Annotated in this window: 14 protein-coding genes; 5 read left to right on the forward strand and 9 right to left on the reverse strand. The window is 68.9% G+C overall.

Features of this window, described 5'->3' with window-relative positions:
* Positions 1-217: 217 nt before the first annotated feature.
* A complete protein-coding gene (locus QSG27_RS06285; protein ID WP_306704307.1) occupies positions 218-2212 on the forward strand; it encodes a methyl-accepting chemotaxis protein in 1995 nt (664 codons plus the stop codon).
* A gap of 128 nt (positions 2213-2340) precedes the next feature.
* Here the strand turns inward: QSG27_RS06285 and QSG27_RS06290 are convergent, their stop codons facing one another.
* On the reverse strand, positions 2341-2712 hold the full coding sequence (locus QSG27_RS06290; protein WP_306704308.1) for a c-type cytochrome: 372 nt from the start codon (positions 2710-2712) through the stop codon (positions 2341-2343).
* A 292-nt stretch (positions 2713-3004) separates the two neighbouring features.
* A complete protein-coding gene (locus tag QSG27_RS06295; RefSeq protein WP_306704309.1) occupies positions 3005-4324 on the reverse strand; it encodes a pentapeptide repeat-containing protein in 1320 nt (439 codons plus the stop codon).
* Between the two features lie 407 nt (positions 4325-4731).
* Between QSG27_RS06295 and QSG27_RS06300 the strand changes: the two genes are divergently transcribed.
* From QSG27_RS06300 to QSG27_RS06310, 3 genes are all read left to right on the forward strand, one after another.
* On the forward strand, positions 4732-5160 hold the full coding sequence (locus tag QSG27_RS06300; protein ID WP_306704311.1) for a response regulator: 429 nt from the start codon (positions 4732-4734) through the stop codon (positions 5158-5160).
* A gap of 130 nt (positions 5161-5290) precedes the next feature.
* Complete coding sequence (locus tag QSG27_RS06305; RefSeq protein WP_306704313.1) at positions 5291-10210, forward strand: HAMP domain-containing protein; 4920 nt, start codon at positions 5291-5293, stop codon at positions 10208-10210.
* A gap of 10 nt (positions 10211-10220) precedes the next feature.
* Entirely contained in the window at positions 10221-12320 is a 2100-nt protein-coding gene (locus QSG27_RS06310; RefSeq protein WP_306704315.1) for a response regulator, read from the forward strand.
* A 33-nt stretch (positions 12321-12353) separates the two neighbouring features.
* Here the strand turns inward: QSG27_RS06310 and QSG27_RS06315 are convergent, their stop codons facing one another.
* The 3 genes from QSG27_RS06315 to QSG27_RS06325 form a co-directional block, all read right to left on the reverse strand.
* A complete protein-coding gene (locus QSG27_RS06315) occupies positions 12354-13148 on the reverse strand; it encodes a DUF3108 domain-containing protein (RefSeq protein WP_306704317.1) in 795 nt (264 codons plus the stop codon).
* A 10-nt stretch (positions 13149-13158) separates the two neighbouring features.
* Complete coding sequence (locus tag QSG27_RS06320; RefSeq protein ID WP_306704318.1) at positions 13159-13455, reverse strand: GNAT family N-acetyltransferase; 297 nt, start codon at positions 13453-13455, stop codon at positions 13159-13161.
* 106 nt (positions 13456-13561) lie between these two features.
* Positions 13562-14482 carry a DMT family transporter gene (locus QSG27_RS06325; protein WP_306704320.1) on the reverse strand — a complete coding sequence of 307 codons (921 nt, stop codon included), beginning with the start codon at positions 14480-14482 and terminating at the stop codon, positions 13562-13564.
* Between QSG27_RS06325 and QSG27_RS06330 the strand changes: the two genes are divergently transcribed.
* On the forward strand, positions 14472-14969 hold the full coding sequence (locus tag QSG27_RS06330) for a hypothetical protein (RefSeq protein WP_306704322.1): 498 nt from the start codon (positions 14472-14474) through the stop codon (positions 14967-14969). The genes QSG27_RS06325 and QSG27_RS06330 overlap by 11 nt on opposite strands.
* A 54-nt stretch (positions 14970-15023) precedes the next feature.
* Here the strand turns inward: QSG27_RS06330 and QSG27_RS06335 are convergent, their stop codons facing one another.
* The 4 genes from QSG27_RS06335 to QSG27_RS06350 form a co-directional block, all read right to left on the reverse strand.
* Positions 15024-16697 carry an FAD-dependent oxidoreductase gene (locus tag QSG27_RS06335; protein ID WP_306704324.1) on the reverse strand — a complete coding sequence of 558 codons (1674 nt, stop codon included), beginning with the start codon at positions 16695-16697 and terminating at the stop codon, positions 15024-15026.
* A gap of 228 nt (positions 16698-16925) precedes the next feature.
* Positions 16926-18404 (reverse strand): efflux transporter outer membrane subunit, encoded by a 1479-nt coding sequence (locus QSG27_RS06340; RefSeq protein WP_306704326.1) that lies wholly within the window; start codon positions 18402-18404, stop codon positions 16926-16928.
* Between the two features lie 91 nt (positions 18405-18495).
* Complete coding sequence (locus QSG27_RS06345) at positions 18496-21774, reverse strand: efflux RND transporter permease subunit (RefSeq protein WP_306704328.1); 3279 nt, start codon at positions 21772-21774, stop codon at positions 18496-18498.
* Entirely contained in the window at positions 21771-24872 is a 3102-nt protein-coding gene (locus tag QSG27_RS06350) for an MdtB/MuxB family multidrug efflux RND transporter permease subunit (protein ID WP_306704330.1), read from the reverse strand. The genes QSG27_RS06345 and QSG27_RS06350 overlap by 4 nt, the downstream gene beginning before the upstream one ends.
* Between the last annotated feature and the right edge of the window lie 5 nt (positions 24873-24877).

Below are 24877 nucleotides of genomic sequence, written 5' to 3' on the forward strand. Positions count from 1 at the left end.
TTGTGCGACGCACAATATGTGGGCAATGAATAAGCCTGAAAATACAGACACTTTCCTAAAAACGGGCAGCTTGCGTTGCCAGAGCGCCTTGACGTTGCATCGCGCCGCCGCCTCCCGAGGTTGATAAAACCATTTGTTACAAATGCACGCCAAAGGCTAACAATGCGTCGCCCCGGGCTTCCGGGGCGGGACGACGGTTATCAGGGAGCCTACGCCGATGAACCCCCTCAGGACGCTGAGTCTTGCTTCAAAGCTGACCATCCTGTGCACGCTCGGACTTGTTGTCCTGTCCGGCGCGCTGACCTACGCGACGGTCGCGAAGGTCACCTCCAGCATCAGCAAGGAAGCGGCGGAGCGGCGGGAGCAGGCGATCACCAACTTCCGGATGCTGCTCGACCAGAAAGGGTCGGAGTTCCGCATCAAGGACGGTGCCCTCTACATCGACGATTTCAAGCTGGACAACGCCAACGACATCGTGGATTCCGTCCGCAGCGTCACCGGCGGCGTCGCCACCATCTTCCGCGGCGACACCCGCGTGGCGACCAACGTCCACAACCCGGACGGCAGCCGGGCGATCGGGACGAAGCTGGCCCGCGGCCCCGTCTACGCCGCGATCTTCGACGCGAAGCAGCCCTTCCGCGGCGAGGCCAACATCCTGGGCGAGGACTATTTCACCGCCTACGACCCGCTGACCGACCAGAACGGCGACGTCATCGGCATCCTGTTCGTCGGCCTGAAGAAGAGCGTCGCCCTGCGCGTCCTGGACGAGGTGGTCGCGAACATCATCCAGGTCGCCGTGGTCATCACCATCGGGGTGGCCGTGGTGATGCTGCTGGTGGTCCGGCGCCAGTTCCGCACCCTGGACCGCATCCGCGCCACCATGTTCCAGCTCGCTGACGAGCGGTACGAGGTGACGGTGCCCGGGCTCGACCGGCAGGACGAGATCGGCGCCATGGCCAAGACCGTCGAGACCTTCCGCCAGAAGGGCATCGACAACCAGCGCCTGCGCGAGGCCCAGGAGCGCGAGCGCCGGGAGGCCGAGGCCGCCAAGATCGCCGCCCTGGAATCGATGGCCCGCACCGTGGAGGAGGAGACCCGCTCCGCCGTGGACCGGGTCGCCGAGCGGTCCGTCTCGATGGACAGCACCGCCCAGGCCATGGCCAGCTCGGCGGAGACCGTCTCCACCAACTCGCAGAGCGTGGCGGTCGCGGCGGAACAGGCCCTGGGCAACGCCCAGGCGGTTGCGGCGGCCACCGACCAGCTTTCGGCCTCCATCGCGGAGATCACCAGCCAGGTCGCCTTCTCCAGCCAGATCTCCCGCCGCGCCGTCGAAAGCGGTCGGAAGACCGAAGAGGTGGTGCTGTCCCTGTCCGAAGCCATCGGCCACATCGGCGAGGTCGCCACCTTCATCCAGGACATCGCCAGCCAGACCAACCTGCTGGCGCTCAACGCCACCATCGAGGCCGCCCGCGCGGGCGAGGCCGGCAAGGGCTTCGCGGTGGTGGCGCAGGAGGTGAAGAACCTCGCCAACCAGACCTCCAAGTCCGCGGAGGAGATCTCCCGCCAGATCACCGACCTGCAGAGCATGACCGCCGGCGCCGTCGAGGCGGTGCAGGACATCGGACGGACCATCACCGAGATCGACGGCGTCGCCAGCAGCATCGCCAGCGCCATGGACGAGCAGGGAGCGGCCACCAGCGAAATTTCCCGCAACGTCGGCCAGACCGCCGCCGCCGCGCAGGAGGTGTCGGCCCGCATCGCCAACGTGTCGGAGGAGGCCGCGGTGACCGGCAACCGCGCCGACGAGGTGCGCCGGGTCGCCTCCGACGTGGCGGGAAGCATCGACCATCTGCGCCAGATGCTGGTCCGCGCCGTCCGCACCGCCACCCCCGAGGTGGACCGCCGCCGCGCCCCGCGTTTCGAGGTCAACCTGCCTTGCACCATCGCCGGAGCGGCAGGGCCGCTGAAGGGCCAACTCACCAACCTGTCGGAAGGCGGCGCCACCATCCGGGGGCTGGAGCGCACCGAGGTGGGCAGCCGCGGCGTGCTGACCATCCCCGGCTGCTCCCTCTCCATCCCCTTCGCCGTGCTGGGGGGCAAGGAACAGGACCTGCACATCCGGTTCGAACCGGCGCCGGACGTGGCCGACCGCTTCGCGGCGGATTTCAAGCGCATCACCGCCGGCCTGCACCCGCTTCCGGCGGTCGCCTGAGGCACCCGCACCGTCGAGGCCCGCACCGTCAAGGCCCATACCGTTAAGGGAAGAAGCGCCACGAAAGAGGCCCGCCGGCATCCACCGGCGGGCCTCTTTCCTTGTCGGCGAACCGGAGCGGCGCCGGCTCAGCTGTTCTTCTTCAGGAACGCGATCAGGTCCTTGCGGGCCTGCTCGTTCTTCACGCCCACGAAAGCCATCTTGTTGGCGGGGACAGCGCCCTTCGGGTCGGTCAGGTACTTGTCCAGGTTCGCCTCGTCCCAGGTGAGCCCGGCGCCCTTCATCGCGTCGGAGTACTTGAAGCTCTCGACGGAGCCCGACGGACGGCCGACGACGCCGTGCAGATTCGGGCCGACGCGGTTCGGACCGCCGGCTTCGATGGTGTGGCAGGCTTTGCACTGGACGAACACCTTCTCGCCCGCGTCGGCGTCCTGCGCCGAAGCGATGCCGGGAACGGCGACGAGCAGGCCAAAGGCCAGCATGGCAACATTACGCTTCATTGCACAATCCTTGATTTGACATGCAGCAGGAAAGGCATATTCACCCGAACCCAAAGACGCCCTGTGTCCGCCGCTTCCCTTCAAGCAATATTCATCGCTTCGGAAACCGGAGGACTCCGGTCCGTTGTTTCAGCCAGATCAGGACAAGCGGGTTGGGGGAACCAGCCGTCACTTCGGCTGGCGTTTTAATCCTCCAGACTTGGCACGCACAACAACGGGCAGGGCCGGGAGGTGCTGCCTGCGACAAAATGACCGCCCTTTTGTGAAAATTCTTCGGGATTAAAAGCCGCGATCACTTCAAGCGGCAATGGACCAGCGTCGTTCCGGTCGTGTTGGCCTTGTCGATGTCGGCATCACGCAGGTCGGCGCCCGACAGGTTGCAGTTGGTCAGGTCGGCCCCGCTCAGCCGCGCGCCCCGCAGGTCGGCGCCGCGGATGTCGCTGTCGGCGAGCTGGGCGTTGCGCAGATTGGTCGGCCACATGCGCCCGGTGGACTGGCCGCTCGCCGACAGAAGCTCGATGGAGCGCATCACCGCGTTGCGCATCATGGCACGGGACAGGTCACAGCCTTCGAAACTGGCTCCGGACAGCTCGGCGTTCTCGAAGCAGGTTTCCCGCATGCGGCAGCCGGGGAACTGGACGATTTGCAGCTTGCTGTCCCGGAAGGTCGCCCGCGTGAAGTCGCAATTGCGGAAGATCGCCCCGCTCAGGTCGCAGCCGTCGAAATCGGTCCCGACGAAGGCGCCGTCCGACACGTCGAACCGCTTGCCCTGCTTGCCGCCGCTGTTGATCCACAGGACGTGGCCGTCCAGCCCTTCCCGGATTTCCGGCGGAAAGGCCGACTGGTCGCGGTGATAGATGGCCCCCGCCATCCGCGCCTCCGCCCAGTCGGCGGTGCCCATGGCGACGTTGCGCAGCTCCGCATCGCGCAGGTCGGCCCCCTGGAAGGTGGCCCCGGCAACGGCGGCGTTGTTCAGGATCGCCCCCTTCAGCTTCGCCATGCTGAAATCCGCGCCGCGCAGATCGGCCCCGCTGAGATTCGCGCCGAACAGGGCGGCGTTGCTGAAATCCGCTCCTTCCAGGCTGGCGCGGGTCAGGTTGGCCCCGGTCAGGTCGGCCTCGGTGAAGTTGGCGCCGACCAGGGCCGCTTCCCGCAGCGCCGCCTCCCGACGGGCCTTGCGCCGGTCCGTCCACAGGACGAGCTGGCCGGGGCGCAGGTCGGCCCGTTCGAACAGGGTGTTGCGCAGGCACGCCTTGGTGAAGTTGGCTCCGCGCATGTCGGCCCCGACCAGCGAGGCTTCCTGCAGATCGGCGGACACGAAGCTGGAACCGAACAGGTCGGCGCCGTCGAAGTTGCAGCGCCGCAGCACGCTGCGCCGGAAGTTCGCCCCGGTCAGGATGGCGTCCGACAGCACCAGACCCGACAGGTCGAAGCCGGTCAGGTCCGCCGCCTTCATCTGAAGGCGCAGGCCATTCGGGCGTGCCGCCAGATAGAGCCGGTGAGCCCTGATGGCCTGCGCCAGATCCTCCAGGCTCGACTCCGCTCCATCGCCCGGCCCGTTTGTCGGGGCAACGCTCATCCAGGTCCCCAGCGCCCATATGGTCGGCTCCACGTCCACTCCCGTGGCGCCTCGGTGGAGGATAGCAAGCATACGCGGGAAACTGTTTACAAAATTATTAAAGAATCGGCACTTTGTTACAGCTTCGTCACGAGGCCTCGTTGCACAACCCAATCCGCGCAGTACAAAAACGAGCATCTATCGTGAATACAACACTATTCCACATCAAAACTAAGGAATAGGCGCGCCGTCTTTCGGAGAGTGCGCGCTCTGTTGGGTATAACCTGTTGGAGGTATTTGACCTTTTCTCCCTTAATTGCCTCATCCCTCCGTGCTACTCGTGCCGGTCAGCCTCGCCGGAATCCGACGCCTCCGCTCGGGTTCCGGCGGCGGGCCGGGCACGGCGCCTCACCGCCGCCGTCCGGGCGCCGCAGCCGGCAAAACGACATGAGGAAAAAGGGATGACCAACCCGATCAACAGGTCACCGCAGGCCGCGACGGAGGGGAATCCGCCCATCGCCGCTCCCGTCCGGGTCCTGGTCGTCGAGGACGAGACGATCGTCGCCATGTACCTGACCGACGTGCTGGAGGAGTTGGCCTATGAAGTCTGCGGCGTCGCGGCCAACGCCGCCGACGCGCTGACGATCGCGGAGCGGGAACGGCCGGCCCTGGCCCTCGTGGACATCGGTCTTGCCGGGCCGCAGGACGGAATCGAGACGGCGCGGGCGCTGCGCGAGCGCTTTGCCGTGGGAAGCATCTTCATGTCCGGGGCCAGCGACCCCGTCCTTCTGGAACGCGCCCGCGCCGCCGCCCCCCACGGATTCATCCAGAAGCCGTATGACGAGCGCCAGTTGAAGAGTCTGCTGGACAGCGCCGCCCCGCGGCTTTAGCCGCCGCCCCGCCCGGGCCACCGTTTTGTGGCTGCGCCGCTCCGGTGCGCGGCCATGCCGGCGTTCCCCCCATCGGGCGCATGGGACGCCGGAACCGCAGAGTTGGGATTCTCTCAGGGACCATCGCGTCATGACGATGACGGACGCTCACGACCGGCTTTCCCCGCAGCTTCTCCTGCGCGCGCTCCGCCAGCTCCGGAAGGGCGACTTCTCCGTGCGCCTGCCGCTGGACCTGGACGGGCTGGACGGCGAGATCGCCGCCGCCTTCAACGACGTGGTGGAGATGAACGAGACCCTGGCCGACGAGATCGGGCGGACCAGCGTCGCCATCGGGAAGGAGGGCCGGATCGCCCAGCGCGTCCGCCTGCCCACGGCGTCGGGCCGCTGGGGCGACTGCGTGGACAGCGTCAACGCCATGGCCGCCGACCTGACCCGGCCGACCCTGGAAATGGCCCGCGTCATCGGCGCGGTCGCCAAGGGCGACCTGTCCCAATCCATCCCGCTGGAAATCGACGGGCACCCGCTCCAGGGCGAATTCCTGCGCACCGCCCGGACGGTCAACCGGATGGTCGAGCAGCTCGTCACCGTGACGGCGGAGCTGACCCGCGTGGCCCGCGAGGTCGGCATCGAAGGCAAGCTGGGCGAGCAAGCCCAGGTGAAGGACGTGGCCGGGACCTGGAAGGATCTCACCGACAACGTCAATTTGATGGCCGCCAACCTGACGGCCCAGGTCCGCAACATCGCCGACGTGACCACCGCCGTGGCGAAGGGCGACCTGTCGCGCAAGATCACCGTGGACGTGAAGGGCGAGATCCGCGAGCTGAAGGACACCATCAACACCATGGTGGACCAGCTCAACAGCTTCGCCAGCGAGGTCACCCGCGTGGCGCGCGAGGTCGGCAGCGAGGGCAAGCTGGGCGGGCAGGCCCAGGTGAAGGGCGTCGCCGGCACCTGGAAGGACCTCACCGACAACGTCAACCTGCTGACCGGAAACCTGACCAATCAGGTGCGCAACATTGCCGACGTGACCACCGCCGTGGCGAACGGCGACCTGTCGCGCAAGATCACCGTGGACGTGAAGGGCGAGATCCGCGAGCTGAAGGACACCATCAACACCATGGTGGACCAGCTCAACAGCTTCGCCTCGGAAGTCACCCGCGTGGCACGCGAGGTCGGCACCGAAGGCAAGCTGGGCGGGCAGGCCCAGGTGAAGGGCGTCGCCGGCACCTGGAAGGATCTCACCGACAACGTCAACGCGATGGCGACCAACCTGACCAGCCAGGTGCGCAACATCGCGGAGGTCACCACCGCCGTGGCGAAGGGCGACCTGTCGCGCAAGATCACCGTGGACGTGCGGGGCGAGATTTTGGAGCTGAAGGACACCATCAACACCATGGTGGACCAGCTCAACAGCTTCGCGTCGGAAGTCACCCGCGTGGCGCGCGAGGTCGGCAGCGAGGGCAAGCTGGGCGGGCAGGCCCAGGTGAAGGGCGTCGCCGGCACTTGGAAGGACCTCACCGACAACGTCAACCTGCTGACCGGCAACCTGACCAATCAGGTGCGCAACATCGCCGACGTGACCACCGCCGTCGCCAACGGCGACCTGTCGCGCAAGATCACCGTGGACGTGAAGGGCGAGATCCTGGAGTTGAAGGACACCATCAACACCATGGTGGACCAGCTCAACAGCTTCGCCAGCGAGGTCACCCGCGTGGCCCGCGAGGTCGGCACCGAAGGCAAGCTCGGCGGGCAGGCCCAGGTGAAGGGCGTCGCCGGCACCTGGAAGGATCTCACCGACAACGTGAACATGATGGCCGCCAACCTGACCGGTCAGGTGCGCGGCATCGCGGAGGTCGTCACGGCGGTCGCCGAGGGCAACCTGAAGCGCAAGCTGACCGTGGCCGCGCGGGGCGAGATCGCGGCGCTGGCCGACACCATCAACGGCGTCATCGAGACGCTGGCCATCTTCGCCGATCAGGTCACCAACGTGGCGCGCGAGGTCGGCATCGAAGGCAAGCTGGGCGGACAGGCCAAGGTGCCCGGCGCCACCGGCGTCTGGGGCGACCTGACCGACAACGTGAACCAGCTCGCCGCCAACCTGACCACCCAGGTCCGCGCCATCGCCGAGGTGGCGACCGCCGTGACCAAGGGCGACCTCACCCGCTCCATCGCGGTGGAGGCGTCGGGCGAGGTGGCCGCCCTGAAGGACAACATCAACGAGATGATCCGCAACCTGCGCGACACGACGCAGAAGAACGCGGAGCAGGACTGGCTGAAGACCAACATCGCCAAATTCACCCGCATGCTTCAGGGCGAACGCGATCTGGTCACCGTCTCCAACATGATCCTGTCGGAAATAGCCCCCCTGGTGAACGCCCAGCACGGCGTCTTCTACGTCACCACCCGCGACGGCGACGAGCCGGTCCTCGATCTGGCCGCCAGCTACGCCCTGAGGGAGCGCAACGGGCTGGGCACCCGCTTCGCGCTGAAGCAGGGGCTGGTCGGCCAGTGCGCCCACGAGAAGAAGCCGATCCTGCTGACCAACGTGCCCAGGGATTACGTGCGCATCAGCTCCGGCCTGGGCGAGGCGCCGCCGCTGAACATCATCGTCCTGCCGGTCCTGTTCGAGAACGAGGTGAACGCCGTGCTGGAACTGGCCTCCTTCGGCCATTTCAGCGAGACGCACCGCTCCTTCCTGGAGCAGTTGACCGAAAGCATCGGCATCGTCCTGAACACCATCGCCACCAACATGCGGACCGAAGGGCTGCTGAAGCAGTCGCAGCGCCTGACCGCCGAGTTGCAGAGCCAGCAGCAGGAGCTGACGACCACCAACGAGCGGCTGGAGCAGCAGGCCGCCTCCCTCCGCCAGTCGGAAGAGCTTCTGATGGCCCAACAGGAGAAGCTGCGCCAGACCAACGAGGCGCTGGAGGAAAAGGCGGAACAGCTTTCCCTCACCTCCAAATACAAGTCGCAGTTCCTGGCGAACATGAGCCACGAGCTGCGCACCCCGCTGAACAGCCTGCTGATCCTGTCGAAACTGCTGTCCGACAACGGCGACCGCAACCTGACCGCCCGGCAGGTGGAGTTCGCCCGCACCATCCACGCCGCCGGGTCCGACCTGCTGAACCTGATCAACGACATCCTGGACCTGTCGAAGATCGAATCCGGCACGGTCACCCTGGAGATCGGCGCGGTGGTTCTGGACGACCTGCGCGGCCATGTGGAGCGCACCTTCGCCCAACTGGCCGAGGAGAAGGGGCTGCGCTTCGACATCGACATGGCCCCCACCCTGCCCGCGGCCATCCAGACCGACCAGAAGCGGCTGGAGCAGGTGCTGAACAACCTGCTGTCCAACGCCTTCAAATTCACCGAAACCGGCGGCGTCACCTTCCGGATGGAGCCGGTCCGCGAGGGCTGGAGCGCCGCCCACCCCGTGCTGAACGCGGCGGACGGGGTGCTGGCCTTCACCGTCACCGACACCGGCATCGGCATCCCCGAGAACAAGCAGCGCATCATCTTCGAGGCGTTCCAGCAGGCCGATGGCACCACCAGCCGCAAATACGGCGGCACCGGGCTCGGCCTGTCGATCAGCCGGGAGATCGCCCGCCTGCTGGGCGGCGAGATCCGCGTGCAGAGCGAATCCGGGGCCGGCAGCACCTTCACGCTCTACGTGCCGATGGACTTCGACATCGCCCGCCCCGGCGACCCGGCGCCCAAGGCCACCCCCGCCGCGGCCACGCCGACGCGCCCCATCGTGGTGCCGGGGCCGGAGGAAGGGCTGGCGCTGCCGCAGAATCAATCCGTCGCCGACGACCGCGAGCGCATCCGGCCCGGCGACCCGGTGGTGCTGATCGTGGAGGACGACGTGAAGTTCGCCTCCATCCTGGTCGATCTGGCGCGGGAGAAGGGCTTCAAGGCCATTCTGTCCCACGCCGGCAGCCCGGCCATGCCGATGGCGCGCAAATACCGTCCCGACGCGGTGATGCTGGACATCGGCCTGCCCGATCTCGACGGCTGGGCGCTGCTCGACCTGCTGAAGCGCGACCCGCACACCCGCCACATCCCGGTCCACGTCATTTCCGCCAAGGAGGAGCGGCGCCGCGGCCTCGCCATGGGCGCCTTCGACTACACGGAGAAGCCGGCGGACCGCGAGGCGATCTTCGCCGCCCTCGCCAAGGTCAAGGGCTTCGTGGAGCGGCACCAGCGCCGGCTGCTGATCGTGGAAAAGGTTCCCGATCCGGGAACCGGCGGCATCGCCGGCCTGATCGACACCGACAAGGGGGGGGACGACATCGAAACACGCACCGTCACCTCCGCCGAAGCCGCCCGCGCCGTCCTGGCACGGGAGCGGTTCGACTGCATGGTGCTGGACCTGACCATTCCCCAGCCCGCCGATTTCGAGCTGATCGACAGCCTGCGCACCCGCGACGCCACCGCCTGGATGCCGGTCGTCGCCTATGTCAGCGAGGGCATCGCGCCGGAGGACGAGGCGCGGCTGCGCCGGCTGGCCGAGACGGTGGTGCTGCGCAGCGTGCGCTCCCCGGACTCGCTGCTGGACGAGACGGCACTGTTCCTGCACCGGGCGGTGGACCGGCTCCCCGACGACAAGCGCAGCGCGCTCGACCAGATCCGCCAGCGCGACCCGGTGCTGGCGGGGCGCAAGGTGCTGATCGTGGACGACGACTTCCGCAACATCTTCTCGCTCGCCAGCGTTCTGGAGGCGCACGACATGACGGTGCTGCACGCCGAAAGCGGACCGGAGGGCCTCGACCTGCTGAAGGCGCACCCCGACCTGGACGTGGCGCTGGTGGACATCATGATGCCGCTGATGGACGGTTACCAGACCATCCGGGAGATCCGCGCGACCGGGGCCGGGCGCGGCCTGCCGGTGATCGCCGTCACGGCCAAGGCGATGAAGGGCGACCGCGAGAAATGCATCGAGGCGGGGGCCACCGACTATCTCGCCAAGCCGGTGGACATCGACCATCTGCTGTCCCTGCTGCGGGTCTGGGCGGGCCGCCGGCAGGACGCCGGCCCTGGACGGGCGTGAGGAGAGGCCGATGCCCCACACCCAACCCCCGAGCTTCGCCGACATCGAGGGCGCCGCCCTGCCCCTGCCGGAGGTCCGCGTGCTGGTCGTCGACGACGATCCGCGGAACCTGCTGGCGATGCGGGAGACACTGGCCGACCTCGACGCCACGGTGATCCTGGCCCGCTCCGGCGAGGAGGCGCTGAAGCGCGTGCTCGACCAGGACTTCGCGGCGATCCTGATGGACGTCCACATGCCGGGGATGGACGGCTACGAGACGGCGGAGCTGATCCGCAACCGCCGCAAGTCGCGGCACATCCCCATCCTGTTCCTGACCGCCATCAACAAGGACGAGATGCACATCTTCCGCGGCTATTCCGCGGGGGCGGTGGACTACATGTTCAAGCCGGTGGACCCGGTGATCCTGCGCAGCAAGGTCACCGTCTTCGTCGAGCTGTACCGCAAGACGGAGGAGGTGAAGCGCCAGGCCGTCCTGCGCGAGCGGCTGCTGGCGGAGAATTTCCGGGTGCGGACGGAGAAGATGGAGGCCGAACAGGCGCTCCGCCGGTCGGAGGAGCGGCAGGCGCTGATCGCCCGCTCGCTGCCGATCCTGCTCTACACCGCCGGGCCGGAGCGCGGCGCTCCCTTCCGCTACGTCACGGAGAATGTGGAGGCGCTGTTCGGCTTCCCCGCCGAGCGCTTCCTGACCGACGGCGGTTTTTGGGAATCGCGCCTGCATCCGGAGGACCGCGACCGCGCCGCCGCCCAGTTCGCGGCGATGCGGCAGGGCGGCGTGTCCACCGTCGAATACCGCTGGCGCGCCGCCGACGGGCAGTACCGCACGCTTCTGGAGCAGGCCATGCTGTTGCGGGGAGAGGACGGCGCCCCGCCGGAACTCTGCGGCACCATCCTGGACGTCACCGACACGCGGGAGCTTCAGCAGCAGCTCGCCCATGTGCAGAAGATGGAGACCATCGGCCAGTTGACCGGCGGCATCGCCCACGACTTCAACAACATGCTGACTGTGGTCATCGGCAGCCTGGAACGGCTGGGCCGCATGGCCATCGACGACCCCAAGGCGGCCCGGCGGGTGGAGATGGCCCTTCAGGCGTCGCTGCGCTGCTCCGACCTGACGCGGCGGCTGCTCGCCTTCGCGCGGCGCCAGCAGCTCCACCCCGAAAGCGTGGACATGGACGCGCTGGTCCGCAACATGGGCGAGCTGATGGAGCGCACGCTCGGCTCCGCGATCGCCGTCGAGATCGACAGCGCGCCGTCCCTGTGCCCGGCGCTGGTGGACCGGACGCAGGCGGAATCGGCTCTTCTGAACCTCGTCATCAACGCACGCGACGCCATGCCGGCGGGCGGGCGGCTGACCATCGCCACGGCGATGGCGGAGGCCGAAGAGGCCGGCACGGAACTGCGCCCCGGACAGTATGTGCGGATGACCGTGGCCGACACCGGCTGCGGCATGCCGCCGGAGATCCTCGCCCGCGCCTTCGAACCCTTCTTCACCACCAAGGAGATCGGCAAGGGCACCGGCCTGGGGCTCAGCATGATCCATGGGTTCGTGAAGCAGTCGGGCGGCCTGATCCGGGTGGAGAGCGAACCGGGACGCGGCACCTCCTTCCATCTCTACCTCCCCTGCGCGCCGGAGGCGCTGCGCAAGGCGACGCCCCCGGAGGACACCGCGGAGGCCGGTCCGCCGCCCGGCCAGGGCGAGGTGGTTCTGGTGGTGGACGACGACCGCGACGTGCGCCATGTCGCCGTGCTGATCCTTCAGGACCTCGGCTACACCGTAGTCCAGGCGGAGAACGGGCCGGAGGCGCTGGCCGTGCTGGCCGGAGAGCCGCGGGTGGACCTGCTGTTCACCGACGTGGTGATGCCTGGCGGCATGAACGGGCTGGAGCTGGCGCGGGAGGCGCAGCGGCGCCATCCCGCCCTGAAGACGCTCTACGCCTCCGGTTACGCCCATGGGGTGGCGGGCGGCCTGACCGACGAAGGTCCGGGCGCGGAGTTCCTCATCAAGCCCTACCGCGACCGCGACCTCGCCCGTGCGGTCCGCAAGGCGCTGGGCGGTGCCGTGGCGGAGGCCCCTCCGGAGGTGAGGAGCCCGGAGGTGAAGAGCGCCTGACCGCCCCCATGGCCCGCCTTCACGAGCCGGCCTTCACGAGCCGGCCTTGACCCCCACCGTGTGAACCAGCACCGACATCGCGTCGGTCGGCACCTCCACCGTCACGGGAACGACGCGCCCGCTCTCCGGCGCGCGGGCGAACCAGACGGTCGCCTTGCGCTCCACCCCTTCGGCGAAGAAGCGATCGGGATCGCGGTCGCCCTGGAAGCCCGCCACCGGGCGGATGGTGACCGCGCAGACCTCCGCCGTGCCCGTGGCGATGCGGTAGCGCGACGACGGCAGCTCCCCCTTGCCCTGCGGCGTCATGACGATGTCGTAGCGGCGGCGCCCGTCATAGACGGGATAGCGTCCGCCGCAGCCGCCCGCCCGGCTGGCGGTCAGGATCACCGCCGCCCCGGCGCTCAGGGGGTCGATGCTGCCGCGGCGGCTGTCCGGCGGGACCCGCGCCGCCTTGTCGGGGCTGATCGGCGGGTCGGCCGTGACCTCCACCCCATCGGGGCCGTAGGACAGGGCCATGACGTCCAGCTTGCGGCGCAGCCGGCGCTCGCCGCGGAAACGGTCCGGCTGGGCGGCGCCCGCCTCCAACCGTCCGGCGGCCTCGGCCCGGTAGCGGAAGTTGGTGAAGAGGCCGAGCCAGGGCACCGCCTCCGCCTCCAGCTCCGCACGGTAGCGGCTGGCCGTGCCCTCCGCCTCCTCCGTCAGCACGACGCTGCCGCGCGCCAGCGAGACGCCGCCGCCGTAGGCGGCGAAATCCAGCTCCAGCGTCGCGCCGCGGCCCGCCGCCGGCAGCAGGCACAGCAGGCCGGCGGCCAGCGGAGTCAGCTTCACGGTGATCGCCTCATGCCGATGTTCCGCCCTCCTCCGCGACGAGATCCTGGTACTCCGGGTGGCGCTGGATGTATTTGGCCACGAAGGGGCAGAGCGGCACAACCTTCCGCCCGCTGGAACGCGCGTCCTCCAGCGCGCCGCGCGCCAAGGCGGAGCCGATGCCCTGCCCGGCCATGCTTTCCGGAACCTCCGTGTGGGTGAAGACGATCGTTCCGTCGCGCTTTTCGTACTCCACCACCGCGGTGGCGTCGCCCACGGTCAGTTCGTAGCGGTTTCTGGCCGCGTTGTTCTTCACATCGCCGCTCATTGCCCAACCCTTGCCAAATCGTCGATCCGGACAGCCGCATATGGGACCGCCCCGGCCCCGCGTCCACCCGGCCGTTCAGCAGGGTGCCGTCCCGGTGCTCCCGTCCTCAAGCCGCCGCGGCGGGTGCGCGCCGGTTGACCAGCCAGATTCCGGCGCAGACCAGCAGCATCGCCGCGGCGAGGCTTGCGCTGACCCGCTCCCCCAGCAGCAGGGCGCCGGACAGCACGCCGAACAGCGGCGTCAGGAAGGTGAAGGCCGACAGCCGGGCCGCCGGATAGCGGGCGACCAGCCAGAACCAGGCGAGGTAGGAGGCGAAGGCCACCACCACGATCTGGAAGGCGAGGCAGGCCAGAGCCAGCGGGCCGGGCGCGGTCACCCCCGCCTCCCCCATCAGCAGCGAGGCCGCCGGCAGCGCCGCCCCGGACACGGCAAGCTGATAGAACAGCACCTTGGTCGAGCTGGCCCGGACCAGCCGGCTGCCCTTGATGACCAGGGTGGTGGCCGCCCACAGGACCGCAGCGGCCAGCACCATCAGGTCGCCGACCATCTCCCGGTTCGTCGGCAGGCGCAGCCCGTCGGCAAAGGCGACCGCCACCCCGACGAAGGCACAGGCCAGCCCGGCGGCCTGGACGCCGCGCATCCGCTCCCCCGGAAGCAGCAGATGCGCCCCGACCGACACCAGGAAGGGGGCCGTGTAGAGGAACAGGATGCTGCGCGACACCGTGGTGTAGGACAGTCCGGCATAGACCAGCAGGAACTCCCCGGCGAACAGCAGCCCGGCCAGCAGCCCCAGCCCGAGCGTTCCGTCCCGCTCGAACAGGCGCACGCCGCGCAGCGCCGCCCAGCCCCACAGCAGCGCCAGCGCCCCCAGCGAGCGCAGCCCGCCCTGGAGCACCGGGGAAAATCCGGTCATGGCGACCTTGATGGCGACCTGCTGCAAGCCCCAGAGCAGGCAGAGCAGCAGGAGCGTGGCGGTGGCGGCGCCGTCCAGCTCCGCGCGGCGTTCGGTGATGGCGATGGCGGTCATGACGATGGCTGGGGCGGCGTCGCGGCCTGCCGCCGCTCTCGCCGCCGATCCTCCCCTGGTGCTTCTTTTTTCCGCCTGCACAATGGGGCGGCACCGGGAGGCCGGTCAACGAACGCCTGCGAAGGGCAGACCCGCGCGGGGGCTCGACGGCCCGAACGCTGTTTTGTGCAATGCAGTATGCAGGCATGTCGACAATGCGCAGCTCACCGCCGTCCCGTCGTCCATATTGAACGGGAAATCGACGGTGCCGCCGATGCGGCGCTCATCTCCTCAACGACACACCAAAACGGGAAAAGGAACGGACGTGATCCACAAGATCATGGACAAGATCGACCGCGTTATCGCCCGGAAACGCGAAAGCGGCGAGCTTGATGCTTGGCTTTCCAACGGCACAGCCCACCGTTACTGCCGGGAACTGACGGCTTCACAGAAACACTACTACCCAGCCCTGCTGCTGTACGTGGAACGGCACGCCGGGATGAGATGAGGGTCCGGGCGGCGCGGCGTGGCTCTCGTCACCACGCCGCCCGTCCTGCGTCTCTCACGCCGCCTGCTGGTCCTCCACGGTGACGGCCCGGTCATGCTGCAGGCGGGCCGACACGTCCTCGGCCAGGCGGAAGGCCAGGGCCACGAGGTTGATGGTCGGGTGGTCGCAGCCCATGCTGGGGAAGACGGAGCTGCCGCCGATGTAGAGGTTGTGGACCCCGTGCACCTTGCAGCGCGCGTCCACCACGCCCTGCCTGGGGTCCTCGTGCATGCGGGTGGTGCCCATATGGTGCCAGCACCAGGAGATGCGCTCCGCCCAGGCGCGCTCGGCGGCCTCCTGCGGGTCGGGTTCCGTCACGGTGACGAGACCGTGGCGGGTCAGCTCCGTCCGCACCAGTTCGTGGGTGCGCAGGAAATTGTCGCGGTCCTGCGCGGTCAGCCGCCAGATGGTGTCCGCCCGGTTGAGGCCCAGCGCGTCGCGCTCCGCGGCCAGGGTCACGCGGCTGTCCGGGTTGGGCACCGGCTCCACGATGGTCTCCAGAAGGAAACTGCGCGTCACCCAGGCCGGGTTCACCACATTGTCGAACAGGGCGTAGGCGAGGTTCGGCAGGTTCAGCGCGATCTGCGGCACCGCCTCGCGCAGCAGGGCGCGCAGGTCGCCCTCGGCGTGGCCGAACTTCCGCCGGTCGGACATCATCATGCGCAGGTCGTGCAGAGCCCGCACCCCGGCGGTCGCCTCGCCATGGTACTGCGCCACCAGATAGCTGCGGGAGTTCAGCAGCCCCAGCCGGCGCTGCACCTCCTCCGTCGGCGACAGGGAAGCGGCGATGGGCAGATGCTTGGCGTTCAGCCGGCGCCGCGACAAGGTGAGCGTCATGTCGTACAGGCGGCGGTGGCGCGCCTGATCGGTCAGGCGGACGCTGCTCGCCTTGATGCGCGGGTGGTCGGTGAAATAGCGCCCGACCAGATCGTGGCCGTTGCCCAGCCCAGCGCTCTGCACCCGGTTGGACAGCAGCAGCAGGCGGGCGTTCTCGATGCCGCCGCAGCACAGCACGAACTGCCGCGCGCTGACCGTGAAGCGGGCGCCGTTCAGGGCGGCGCAGCGCACCCGCTCCACCACCGTGGCGGTGTCGTTGGTCTGGAACTCGGTGACGTTGGCGTTCAGATAGCAGGCGACGTTGGCGGCCTGGACGATCTCGTCCACGGAGGTGACGCCGACGCGCGGCTGGTCGCTGATCTGGGCGACGCGGTTTTCCAGGGCACCCCCCTCAACCGGCAGGAATCCAATGCCCTCCGGGGCCAGCGTCTTTTCCCAATGGGCGTTGTCGTAGATGCGCGACGGCAGGTTCAGGTGGGTGTGGGCGCGGGCGTGATAGGGGGCCAGCACCTCCGGCCCGAAGGGCCAGCCGCTGTTCGGCACCCAGGGCCGCGCCTCCATGTCGATCGGTTCGAAGGGCCGGCAGAAACCGCCCCAGCAGTTGGTGCTGCCGCCGAAATAGCGGCTGCGCGCGGTGGCGAGGCGCTCGTAGGGAAGGCCGAGATTCTCCCCGGCGTAGAGCGACTGGGTGTGGCCGTCGGGATCGAGCCCGCCGCTTTCCAGAAGGACGATCTTCCAGGGGGAACCGGCCAGCGCACGGGCTATGGCAAGCCCGGCGGCGCCGGCGCCCACGATGCAGAGGTCGGCGTCGAGGTTGGTGCCCGTGGACACCGAGCGAGCATCGAGGATCATGCTGCGCCTGCTCTTCTTGGGGGTTGAACGCACGGGACTCAGATAAATCGCAAGTTCCCGACGCCGTTACTGAAATTGCGGGCTAGCCCGTCCAGCGGGATGGCCCCGGCGGCGCCCCCGCCTTCGGCAAACGTATGGATTTTATCCATTTTTTCAAAGGACTGGCCGGACCACCCCCTTACCCCGTCCGATGCGGAGTCCAAAGGGGTAGTCCGGTCTTTCCCCGGATTAAAATTTCGGCGAGCCGCCCAACGCCTGGAGAAGCGCCACGGCGGCCAGCAGACGGCTCTGCCGGACCGACAGGGCGCTTTCCTCGTCCGACAGGGCGGCGGTCTGGGAGGTCAGGACGCTGCTGTAGGGCAGCGTGCCGGCCCGGTACTGGTTCAGGGTCAGCCGTTCCGCCTCCCGCGCCAGCCGCACGGCGTCGTCCTGGACGGCGGCCTGCCGTGCCAGGATGCGCTGGGCGGCAAGCTGGTCCTCGACCTCCTGGAAGGCGGTCAGCACGGTCTGGCGGTACTGCGCCACGCTCTGGTCGAAGGCGGCGCGGCGCAGCTCCACCTCGGCCGTCCGCGTGCCGCCGTCGAACAAGGTCTGGGCGACCTGCGCCCCCACCGCCCAGATCGCCGTGGGCGCCTGGAACAGACGCGGCAGGATCGTCGCGCTGTTGGTGAGGGAGCCGGACAGCACCACGTCCGGGTACCAGGCCGATTCCGCGATGCCGATCTGGGCGTTGGCCTGGGCCATCTGCCGCTCCGCCGCCGCGATGTCCGGCCGCCGCTCCAGCAGGGCGGAGGGAACGCCGGGCGGGATCTCCGGGACCGTGGCGGTCAGCGGCGCCGGGGCCAGCGCGAAGGCGGCGGGCGTCTGCCCGACCAGCACCGCCATGGCGTGCTCGAACTGGGCGCGCTGCACCCCCAGCGCCACGAGTTGCGATTCGGTGGAGCGGACCTGCGTCTCCGCCGTGAAAACGTCGGCCAGCGTCGCCGTGCCCACGGCGTGGCGGTTGCGGGCGATCTCCAGCGACTGGCGGTAGGCGGCGATGGCCCGCTCCAGCAGCGCCTTGCGCTCGTCCGCCACGCGGAGCTGGACATAGGCGGTGGCCAACTGCGCCTGCGCCGACAGGCGGGCGGCGGCGAGGTCGGCGGCGCTGGCCTGGAGGTTGGCGTCGTTGCTTTCCACCGAGCGGCGGATGCGGCCCCACAGGTCCGGCGCCCAGCTCGCCCCCAGCCCGGCGTCGTAGGTGGTCACCGGGGTTCCGCTCCGGCTGCCGGCGGTGCCGGAGGCGCCGCGGTTGCCCGACCCCACGGTCCCCGCCCGGTCGGCCCCGCCGCTGACCGACAGGATGGGGAAGAAGGCGGAGCGGGCCTGATCCGACAGCGCCTTGGCCTGCCGGTAGGCGGCCTCCGCCACCTTCAGGCTTTGATTGTCCACCTCCACCCGCTGCATCAGCCCGTCCAGCACCGGGTCGCGGAAGACGGTCCACCAGGGTCCGGCCGCCGCCTGCCCCGGTGCCGCGGGGCGCCAACCGTCCTCCCGCGGAACGGCGGGAGCGAAGGCCACCGGGGTGACTCCGCCCTGCTTGTAGGCCGGGGGCACGGGGGCGGCGGGCCGCTCGTAATCCGGCCCCACCGCGCAGGCCGACAGCAGGGTGAGGGTGCCGAGCGCCGTGCCCAGAAGACGGGCGCGCCGCCCGAACGTCGTCGTCATGTCAGGTCCATTCGTGCGTCGAGCCAGAACCATTGCCTCAGAAAATCCCTTTCCCCAAAGGGGAGAGGGCTACGATGGGTGAACTTATCCATCATGCCGCAACTCCCGCGCGGGGCCGCCGCCACAGCCGCCGGCACCACAGCCGGAAGCGGTCGAGGTACAGGTAGGTGACCGGGGTCGTGTAAAGCGTCAACATCTGGCTGACGACCAAGCCGCCGACGATGGTGATGCCCAGCGGCTGGCGCAATTCCGCCCCGTCGCCGGAGCCCAGCGCCAGCGGCAGCGCGCCCAGCAGGGCGGCGACGGTGGTCATCATGATCGGACGGAAGCGCAGCAGGCAGGCGCGGTGGATCGCCGTGCGCGGGTCAAGCCCCTCGGTCCGCTCCAGCTCCAGGGCCACGTCGATCATCATGATCGCGTTCTTCTTGACGATGCCGATCAGCAGGATCACCCCGATCAGCGCGATGACGCTCAGCTCCTTGTTCAGCGCCATCAGCGCGACCAGCGCCCCCACCCCGGCGGACGGCAGGGTGGACAGGATCGTCAGCGGGTGGATGTAGCTTTCGTACAGCACGCCCAGGACGATGTAGACGGCCAGCAGCGCCGCCAGGATCAGCACCGGCTGGTCGCCGATCGACTGCTGGAACACGCGGGCGGTGCCCTGGAAGCTGCCCTGGATGGTGGTCGGCACGCCGATCTTGTCCATGGTGTGGCGGATGACGGCCAGCCCCTCCCCCAGCGACACGCCGGGGGCGAGGTTGAAGGAGATGGTCGTGGCGACGAACGGCCCCTGGTGGTTCACCGACAGCGGCGTGTTCTCCAGCGAGACGCGGGCGAAGGCCGACAGCGGGATCATGGTCTCGACCCCCGTGCTGAGCGCCGATCCGGTGGAGGCGGCGGTCCGCCCGGTGGCGGCGATCTGGTTGATGCGCTGGTTGCGCGCGGCTTCCGTGTCGGCGGTGCCCCCCCCGGTGATAGAGGCCCCGGCGATGGCGCTGGTCGCCTGCGTCCCGCTGACCGCGCCGCCCGACGTGCTGATGAGGATGTCCTTCATCATCTCCGGGTCCTCGCGGTACTGGGGGGCGACCTCCATGATGACGCGGTACTGGTTCAGCGGGTTGAAGATGGTCGAGACGGAGCGCTGGCCGAAGGCGTCGTACAGCGTGTTGTTGATCTGGCTGAAGGACAGGCCGAGACGCGCCGCGGCGTCACGGTCCACCGTCACCTCCAGCGCCAACCCGCGCTGCTGCTGATCGGAGTTCACCTCCGTCAGTTCCGGCACCTGCTGAAGCGCCTGGGTCAGGCGGGGCGCCCAGGTTTGCAACTCGTCCAGCGTGTCGCCCTGAAGGGTGAACTGGTAATTGGCGTTTGCCTGCCGGGCGCCCGCCCGCAAATCCTGCATGACCGACAGGTACAGGTTGGCGCCGGGCACCTGGGTGAGCTGGCCTCGCAGGCGGGCGACCACCTCGTCCGCGGTCACGTCGCGCCCGGCCAGCGGCTTCAGCGAGACGGACATGAAGCCGCTGTTGGTCCGCCCCCCGCCGGTGTAGCCCACCACCGTGTCCACCGCCGGGTCGGCCTGGACCAGCGCCACGAAGCGCTCCAGCTTCTCCTTCATCAGGGCGAAGGAGGTGCTCTGGTCCGCCACGACGAAGCCGATCAGCCGGCCCGTGTCCTGCTGCGGGAAGAAGCCCTTGGGGATGATCGTGAAGAGATGGACGCTGAGCGCCACGGTCGCGGCGAAGACCACCATGGTCAGCAGGCTGTTGTCGAGCGCCGCCGTCAGCGTCCGGTCGTAGAGGCGCAGCGTCCCCCCGCCGATCCAGGCGCCGAAACGGCGCAGCGCGCCGACGACGCGGCCCGGCTCCCTGGCCTTGCGCGGCTCGCGCAGCAGGATGGCGCACATCATCGGCGTGGTCGTCAGGCTGACGATCATCGAGACCAGGATGGCGATGGACAGCGTCAGGGCGAATTCCCGGAACAGCCGCCCCATGATGCCGCCCATCAGCAGGATCGGGATGAAGACGGCGACCAGCGACACGCTCATCGACAGGACGGTGAAGCCGACCTCCCGCGCACCGCGCAGGGCGGCCTGGGTGCGGGACATGCCGTTCTCGATGTGGCGGGCGATGTTCTCCAGCACCACGATGGCGTCGTCCACCACGAAGCCGGTGGCGATGGTCAGCGCCATCAGCGACAGGTTGTTCAGGCTGTAGCCCAGCAGATACATGGCGCCGAAAGTGCCGACCAGCGACACCGGCACCACCACGCTGGGGATCAGCGCCGCCCGCGCGTTGCGCAGGAACAGGAACACCACCATCACCACCAGCCCTACGGCGATGACCAGCGTGTGCTCCACCTCCGCCAGCGAGGCGCGGATGGTCGTGGTGCGGTCGCTGGAGACGGACAGGTCGATGTCGGCGGGGATCGAGGCCCGAAGCTCCGGCAGCATGGCCTTCACCCGGTCCACCGTCTCGATGATGTTGGCCCCCGGCTGGCGGTTCAGCATCAGCAGGACGGAGGGCTTGCCGTTGGTGATCCCGGCGTTGCGCAGATCCTCCACGCTGTCCGACACCTCGGCCACATCGGACAGGCGGACCGCCGCCCCGTTGCGGTAGGCGATGACGAGGGACCGGTATTCCTCCGCCTTGCGGGCCTGATCGTTGGTGTATATCTGGAAGCGCAGCTCCCCATCCTCGACGGCGCCCTTGGGCGCGTTGGCGTTGGCCGACGCGATGGCCGCCCGCACGTCCTCCAGCCCGACGCCGTACTGGAACAGGGCGCGCGGGTTCAGCTCGATGCGCACGGCGGGCAGCGAGCTGCCGCCGATGCTGACCTGCCCGATCCCCTCCACCTGCGAGAGCTTCTGCTGGAGCACCGTCGCCGCGGAATCGTAAAGCTGGCCCTGGCTGAGCGTGGCCGAGGTCATGGTCAGGATCAGGACCGGCGCGTCGGCGGGGTTGACCTTGCGGTAGGTCGGGTTGCTCCTCAGGCTGGACGGCAGATCGGCGCGGGCGGCGTTGATGGCCGCCTGCACCTCCCGCCCGGCGGCGTCGATGTCGCGGCCCAGCCCGAACTGGAGCGTGATGCGCGTCGATCCGGCGGAACTGGAGGAGGTCATCTCCGTCACGTCGGCGATCTGCGCCAGATGCCGCTCCAGCGGCGTGGCGACGCTGGCCGCCATGGTTTCCGGGCTGGCGCCGGGCATGGAGGCGCTGACCGAGATGGTCGGGAAATCCACCTGCGGCAGCGGCGACACCGGCAGCCCGAGGAAGCCCAGCGCCCCGGCCAGCGCCAGCCCCAGGGTCAGCAGGGTGGTGGCGACGGGCCGCCGGATGAAGGGCGCCGACAGGTTCGCCGCCCAGCTCATGGCGCGGTTCCTTCCGTCAGCCGATCAGGGCGCCCGCGCAGGCGCGCGGCCAGCCGGTCGAAGGCCAGATAGATCACCGGCGTGGTGTAGAGGGTGAGAAGCTGGCTGAGGATCAGCCCGCCGACGATGGACACGCCCATCGGCTGGCGCAGCTCCGACCCCGTGCCGGTGCCGAGCATCAGCGGCAGTGCGCCCAGCAGCGCCGCCATGGTGGTCATCAGGATCGGGCGGAAGCGCAGCAGGCAGGCCTGATAGATGGCCTCGCGCGGGGATTTGCCCTCCTCCCGCTCGGCGTCCAGCGCGAAGTCGATCATCATGATCGCGTTCTTCTTCACGATGCCGATCAGCAGGATGATGCCGATGATGGCGATGATGTCCAGGTCGTGCCCGGCCATCATCAGCGCGATCAGCGCCCCCACGCCCGCCGACGGCAGCGTGGACAGGATCGTGATGGGGTGGATGTAGCTCTCGTAGAGGACACCCAGCACGATGTACATCGTGACGATGGCCGCCAGGATCAGCAGGAGCTGGTTGCCCAGCGACGCCTGGAAGGCCAGAGCGGCGCCCTGGAAGCGGGTCAGCACGCTGGCCGGCAGGCCGAGTTCATGCTCAGCCGCCTGGATGGCCTCGACCGCGGCGCCCAGCGACACCCCCGGCGCCAGGTTGAAGGAGACGGTGACCGCCGGGAACTGCCCGAAATGGTTGATCTGGAGCGGCGCGTTGCGCACCTCCATCCGCGCGAAGGCGGCCAGCGGCACCTGCCCGCCGCCCGCCGAGGGCAGGTGGATGGAGGTGAGGAGCTGGTCCACCGTCATCCGGTCCGGGTCGGCCTCCAGGATCACGCGGAACTGGTTGGCCTGGGTGAAGATGGTGGAGACGATGCGCTGGCCGAAGGCGTCGTACAGCGCGTTGTCGATGGCCGCCGTGGTGACGCCGTAGCGCGCCGCGGTGTCGCGGTCGATGGTGATGGAGGCCGAAAGGCCCTTTTCCTGAAGGTTGCTGGTGACGTCGCTGATCTCCGGCAGCGCGGCCAGCCGGTCCAGCAGCTTCGGCGCCCAGAGGCGCAGCTCGTCGGGGTTCGCGTCCTCAAGGACGAACTGGTACTGGGTGCGGCTGACCGTGGCGTCGATGGTCAGATCCTGCACCGGCTGCATGAACAGCTCGATTCCGGGGACCTGGGCGGTGTTGTGGCGGATGCGGCGGATGATGTCGGCCACATGGTCCGTCCGCTCCTCCTTCGGCTTCAGGTTGATGAGGAAGCGCCCGCTGTTCATGGTGGTGTTGGTGCCGTCCACCCCGATGAAGGAGGACAGGCTGACCACGTCGGGGTCCTTCAGCACCTCCACCGCCAGCGCCCGTTGCCGCTCCGCCATGGCGGCGTAGGAAACGGACTGGGTGGCCTCCGTCACGCCTTGGATCAGGCCGGTGTCCTGCGCCGGGAAGAAGCCCTTGGGGATGGCGGCGTAGAGAACGCCGGTCAGGAGCAGCGTCGCCACCGCCACCGCAAGCGTCGCCCCCTGGCGGTCCAGCACCCAGCGCAGCGTGCGGCCATAGCCGGCGATCACCGCGTCGAACCACGCCTCGCTGCGGCGGGCGACGGCGGACATCTCCTTCGGCTCGCGGTGGCGCAGCAGCTTGGCGCAGAGCATCGGCACCAGCGTCAGCGAGACGACGGCGGAAATCAGGATGGTGACGGCCAGCGTGATGGCGAACTCGCGGAACAGCCGCCCCACCACGTCGCCCATGAACAGCAGCGGGATCAGCACCGCGATCAGCGAGACGGTCAGCGACACGATGGTGAAGCCGATCTGCTTCGACCCCTTCAGCGCGGCCTGGAGCGGAGATTCGCCGCGCTCGACATGGCGGGCGATGTTCTCGATCATCACGATGGCGTCGTCCACGACGAAGCCGGTCGCGACGGTCAGCGCCATCAGCGACAGATTGTTCAGGCTGAAGCCCGCCAGATACATCACCGCGAAGGTGCCGACCAGCGACAGCGGAACCGACAAACTGGGGATGATCGTCGCCGGGATGTTGCGCAGGAACAGGAAGATCACCAGCACCACCAGCCCCATGGCGACCATCATCTCCATCTGCACGTCCTCGACGGAGGCACGGATGGTGACGGTGCGGTCGGTCAGCACGGCGACGTCCACGGAGCCCGGCAGGGCGGCGGTCAGGTTGGGCAGCATCGCCTTCACCCGGTCCACCACCTCGATCACGTTGGCGCCGGGCTGGCGCTGGATGTTCAGGAGGATGGCGGGCGTGTCGTTCATCCAGGCGCCCAGCCGGGTGTTCTCCGCGCTGTCCACCACCTCCGCCACGTCGGACAGGCGGACCGGGGCGCCGCTGCGGTAGGCCACCACCAGATTCCTGTACTCCTCCGCCCGGCGGAGCTGGTCGTTGGCGTTGATGGTGTAGTTGCGGGTCGGCCCGTCGATGGTGCCCTTGGGCGAATTGACGTTGGCGGTGTTGATGGTGCTGCGCAGGTCGTCGATGTTCAGCCCGTAGGCGGCCAGCGCCTGGACGTTGGCGCGGATGCGCACCGCGGGCCGGTGCCCGCCGCTGAGGCTGACCAGACCGACGCCGGGAAGCTGCGACAGCTTCTGGGCGAAGCGGCTGTCCGCCAAATCCTGCACCTGGGTCAGCGGCAGCGTTTTCGAGGTCAGGGCCAGCGTCAGGATGGGCGCGTCCGCCGGGTTGACCTTGGCGTAGATCGGCGGGGCCGGCAGGTCGGAGGGCAGCAGGTTCCCGGCGGCGTTGATGGCCGCCTGCACCTCCTGCTCCGCGATGTCGATGCTGAGGTCCAGCCCGAACTGGAGCGTGATGACCGACGCCCCGGCGGCGCTGACCGAGGACATCTGCACCAGCCCCGGCATCTGGCCGAGCTGGCGCTCCAGCGGGGCGGTGACGGAGGAGGTCATCACCTCCGGGCTGGCGCCGGGGAAGAAGGTCTGGACCTGGATCGTCGGGTATTCCACCGCGGGCAGCGCCGACAGCGGCAGGAAGCGGTAGGACACCGCCCCCACCAGCAGGATCGCCAGCATCAGCAGCGAGGTGGCGACCGGGCGGACGACGAAGGGGTGGGAGATGTTCATGGCGG

This window comes from Azospirillum isscasi, assembly GCF_030849505.1.
GTDB lineage: Bacteria > Pseudomonadota > Alphaproteobacteria > Azospirillales > Azospirillaceae > Azospirillum > Azospirillum isscasi.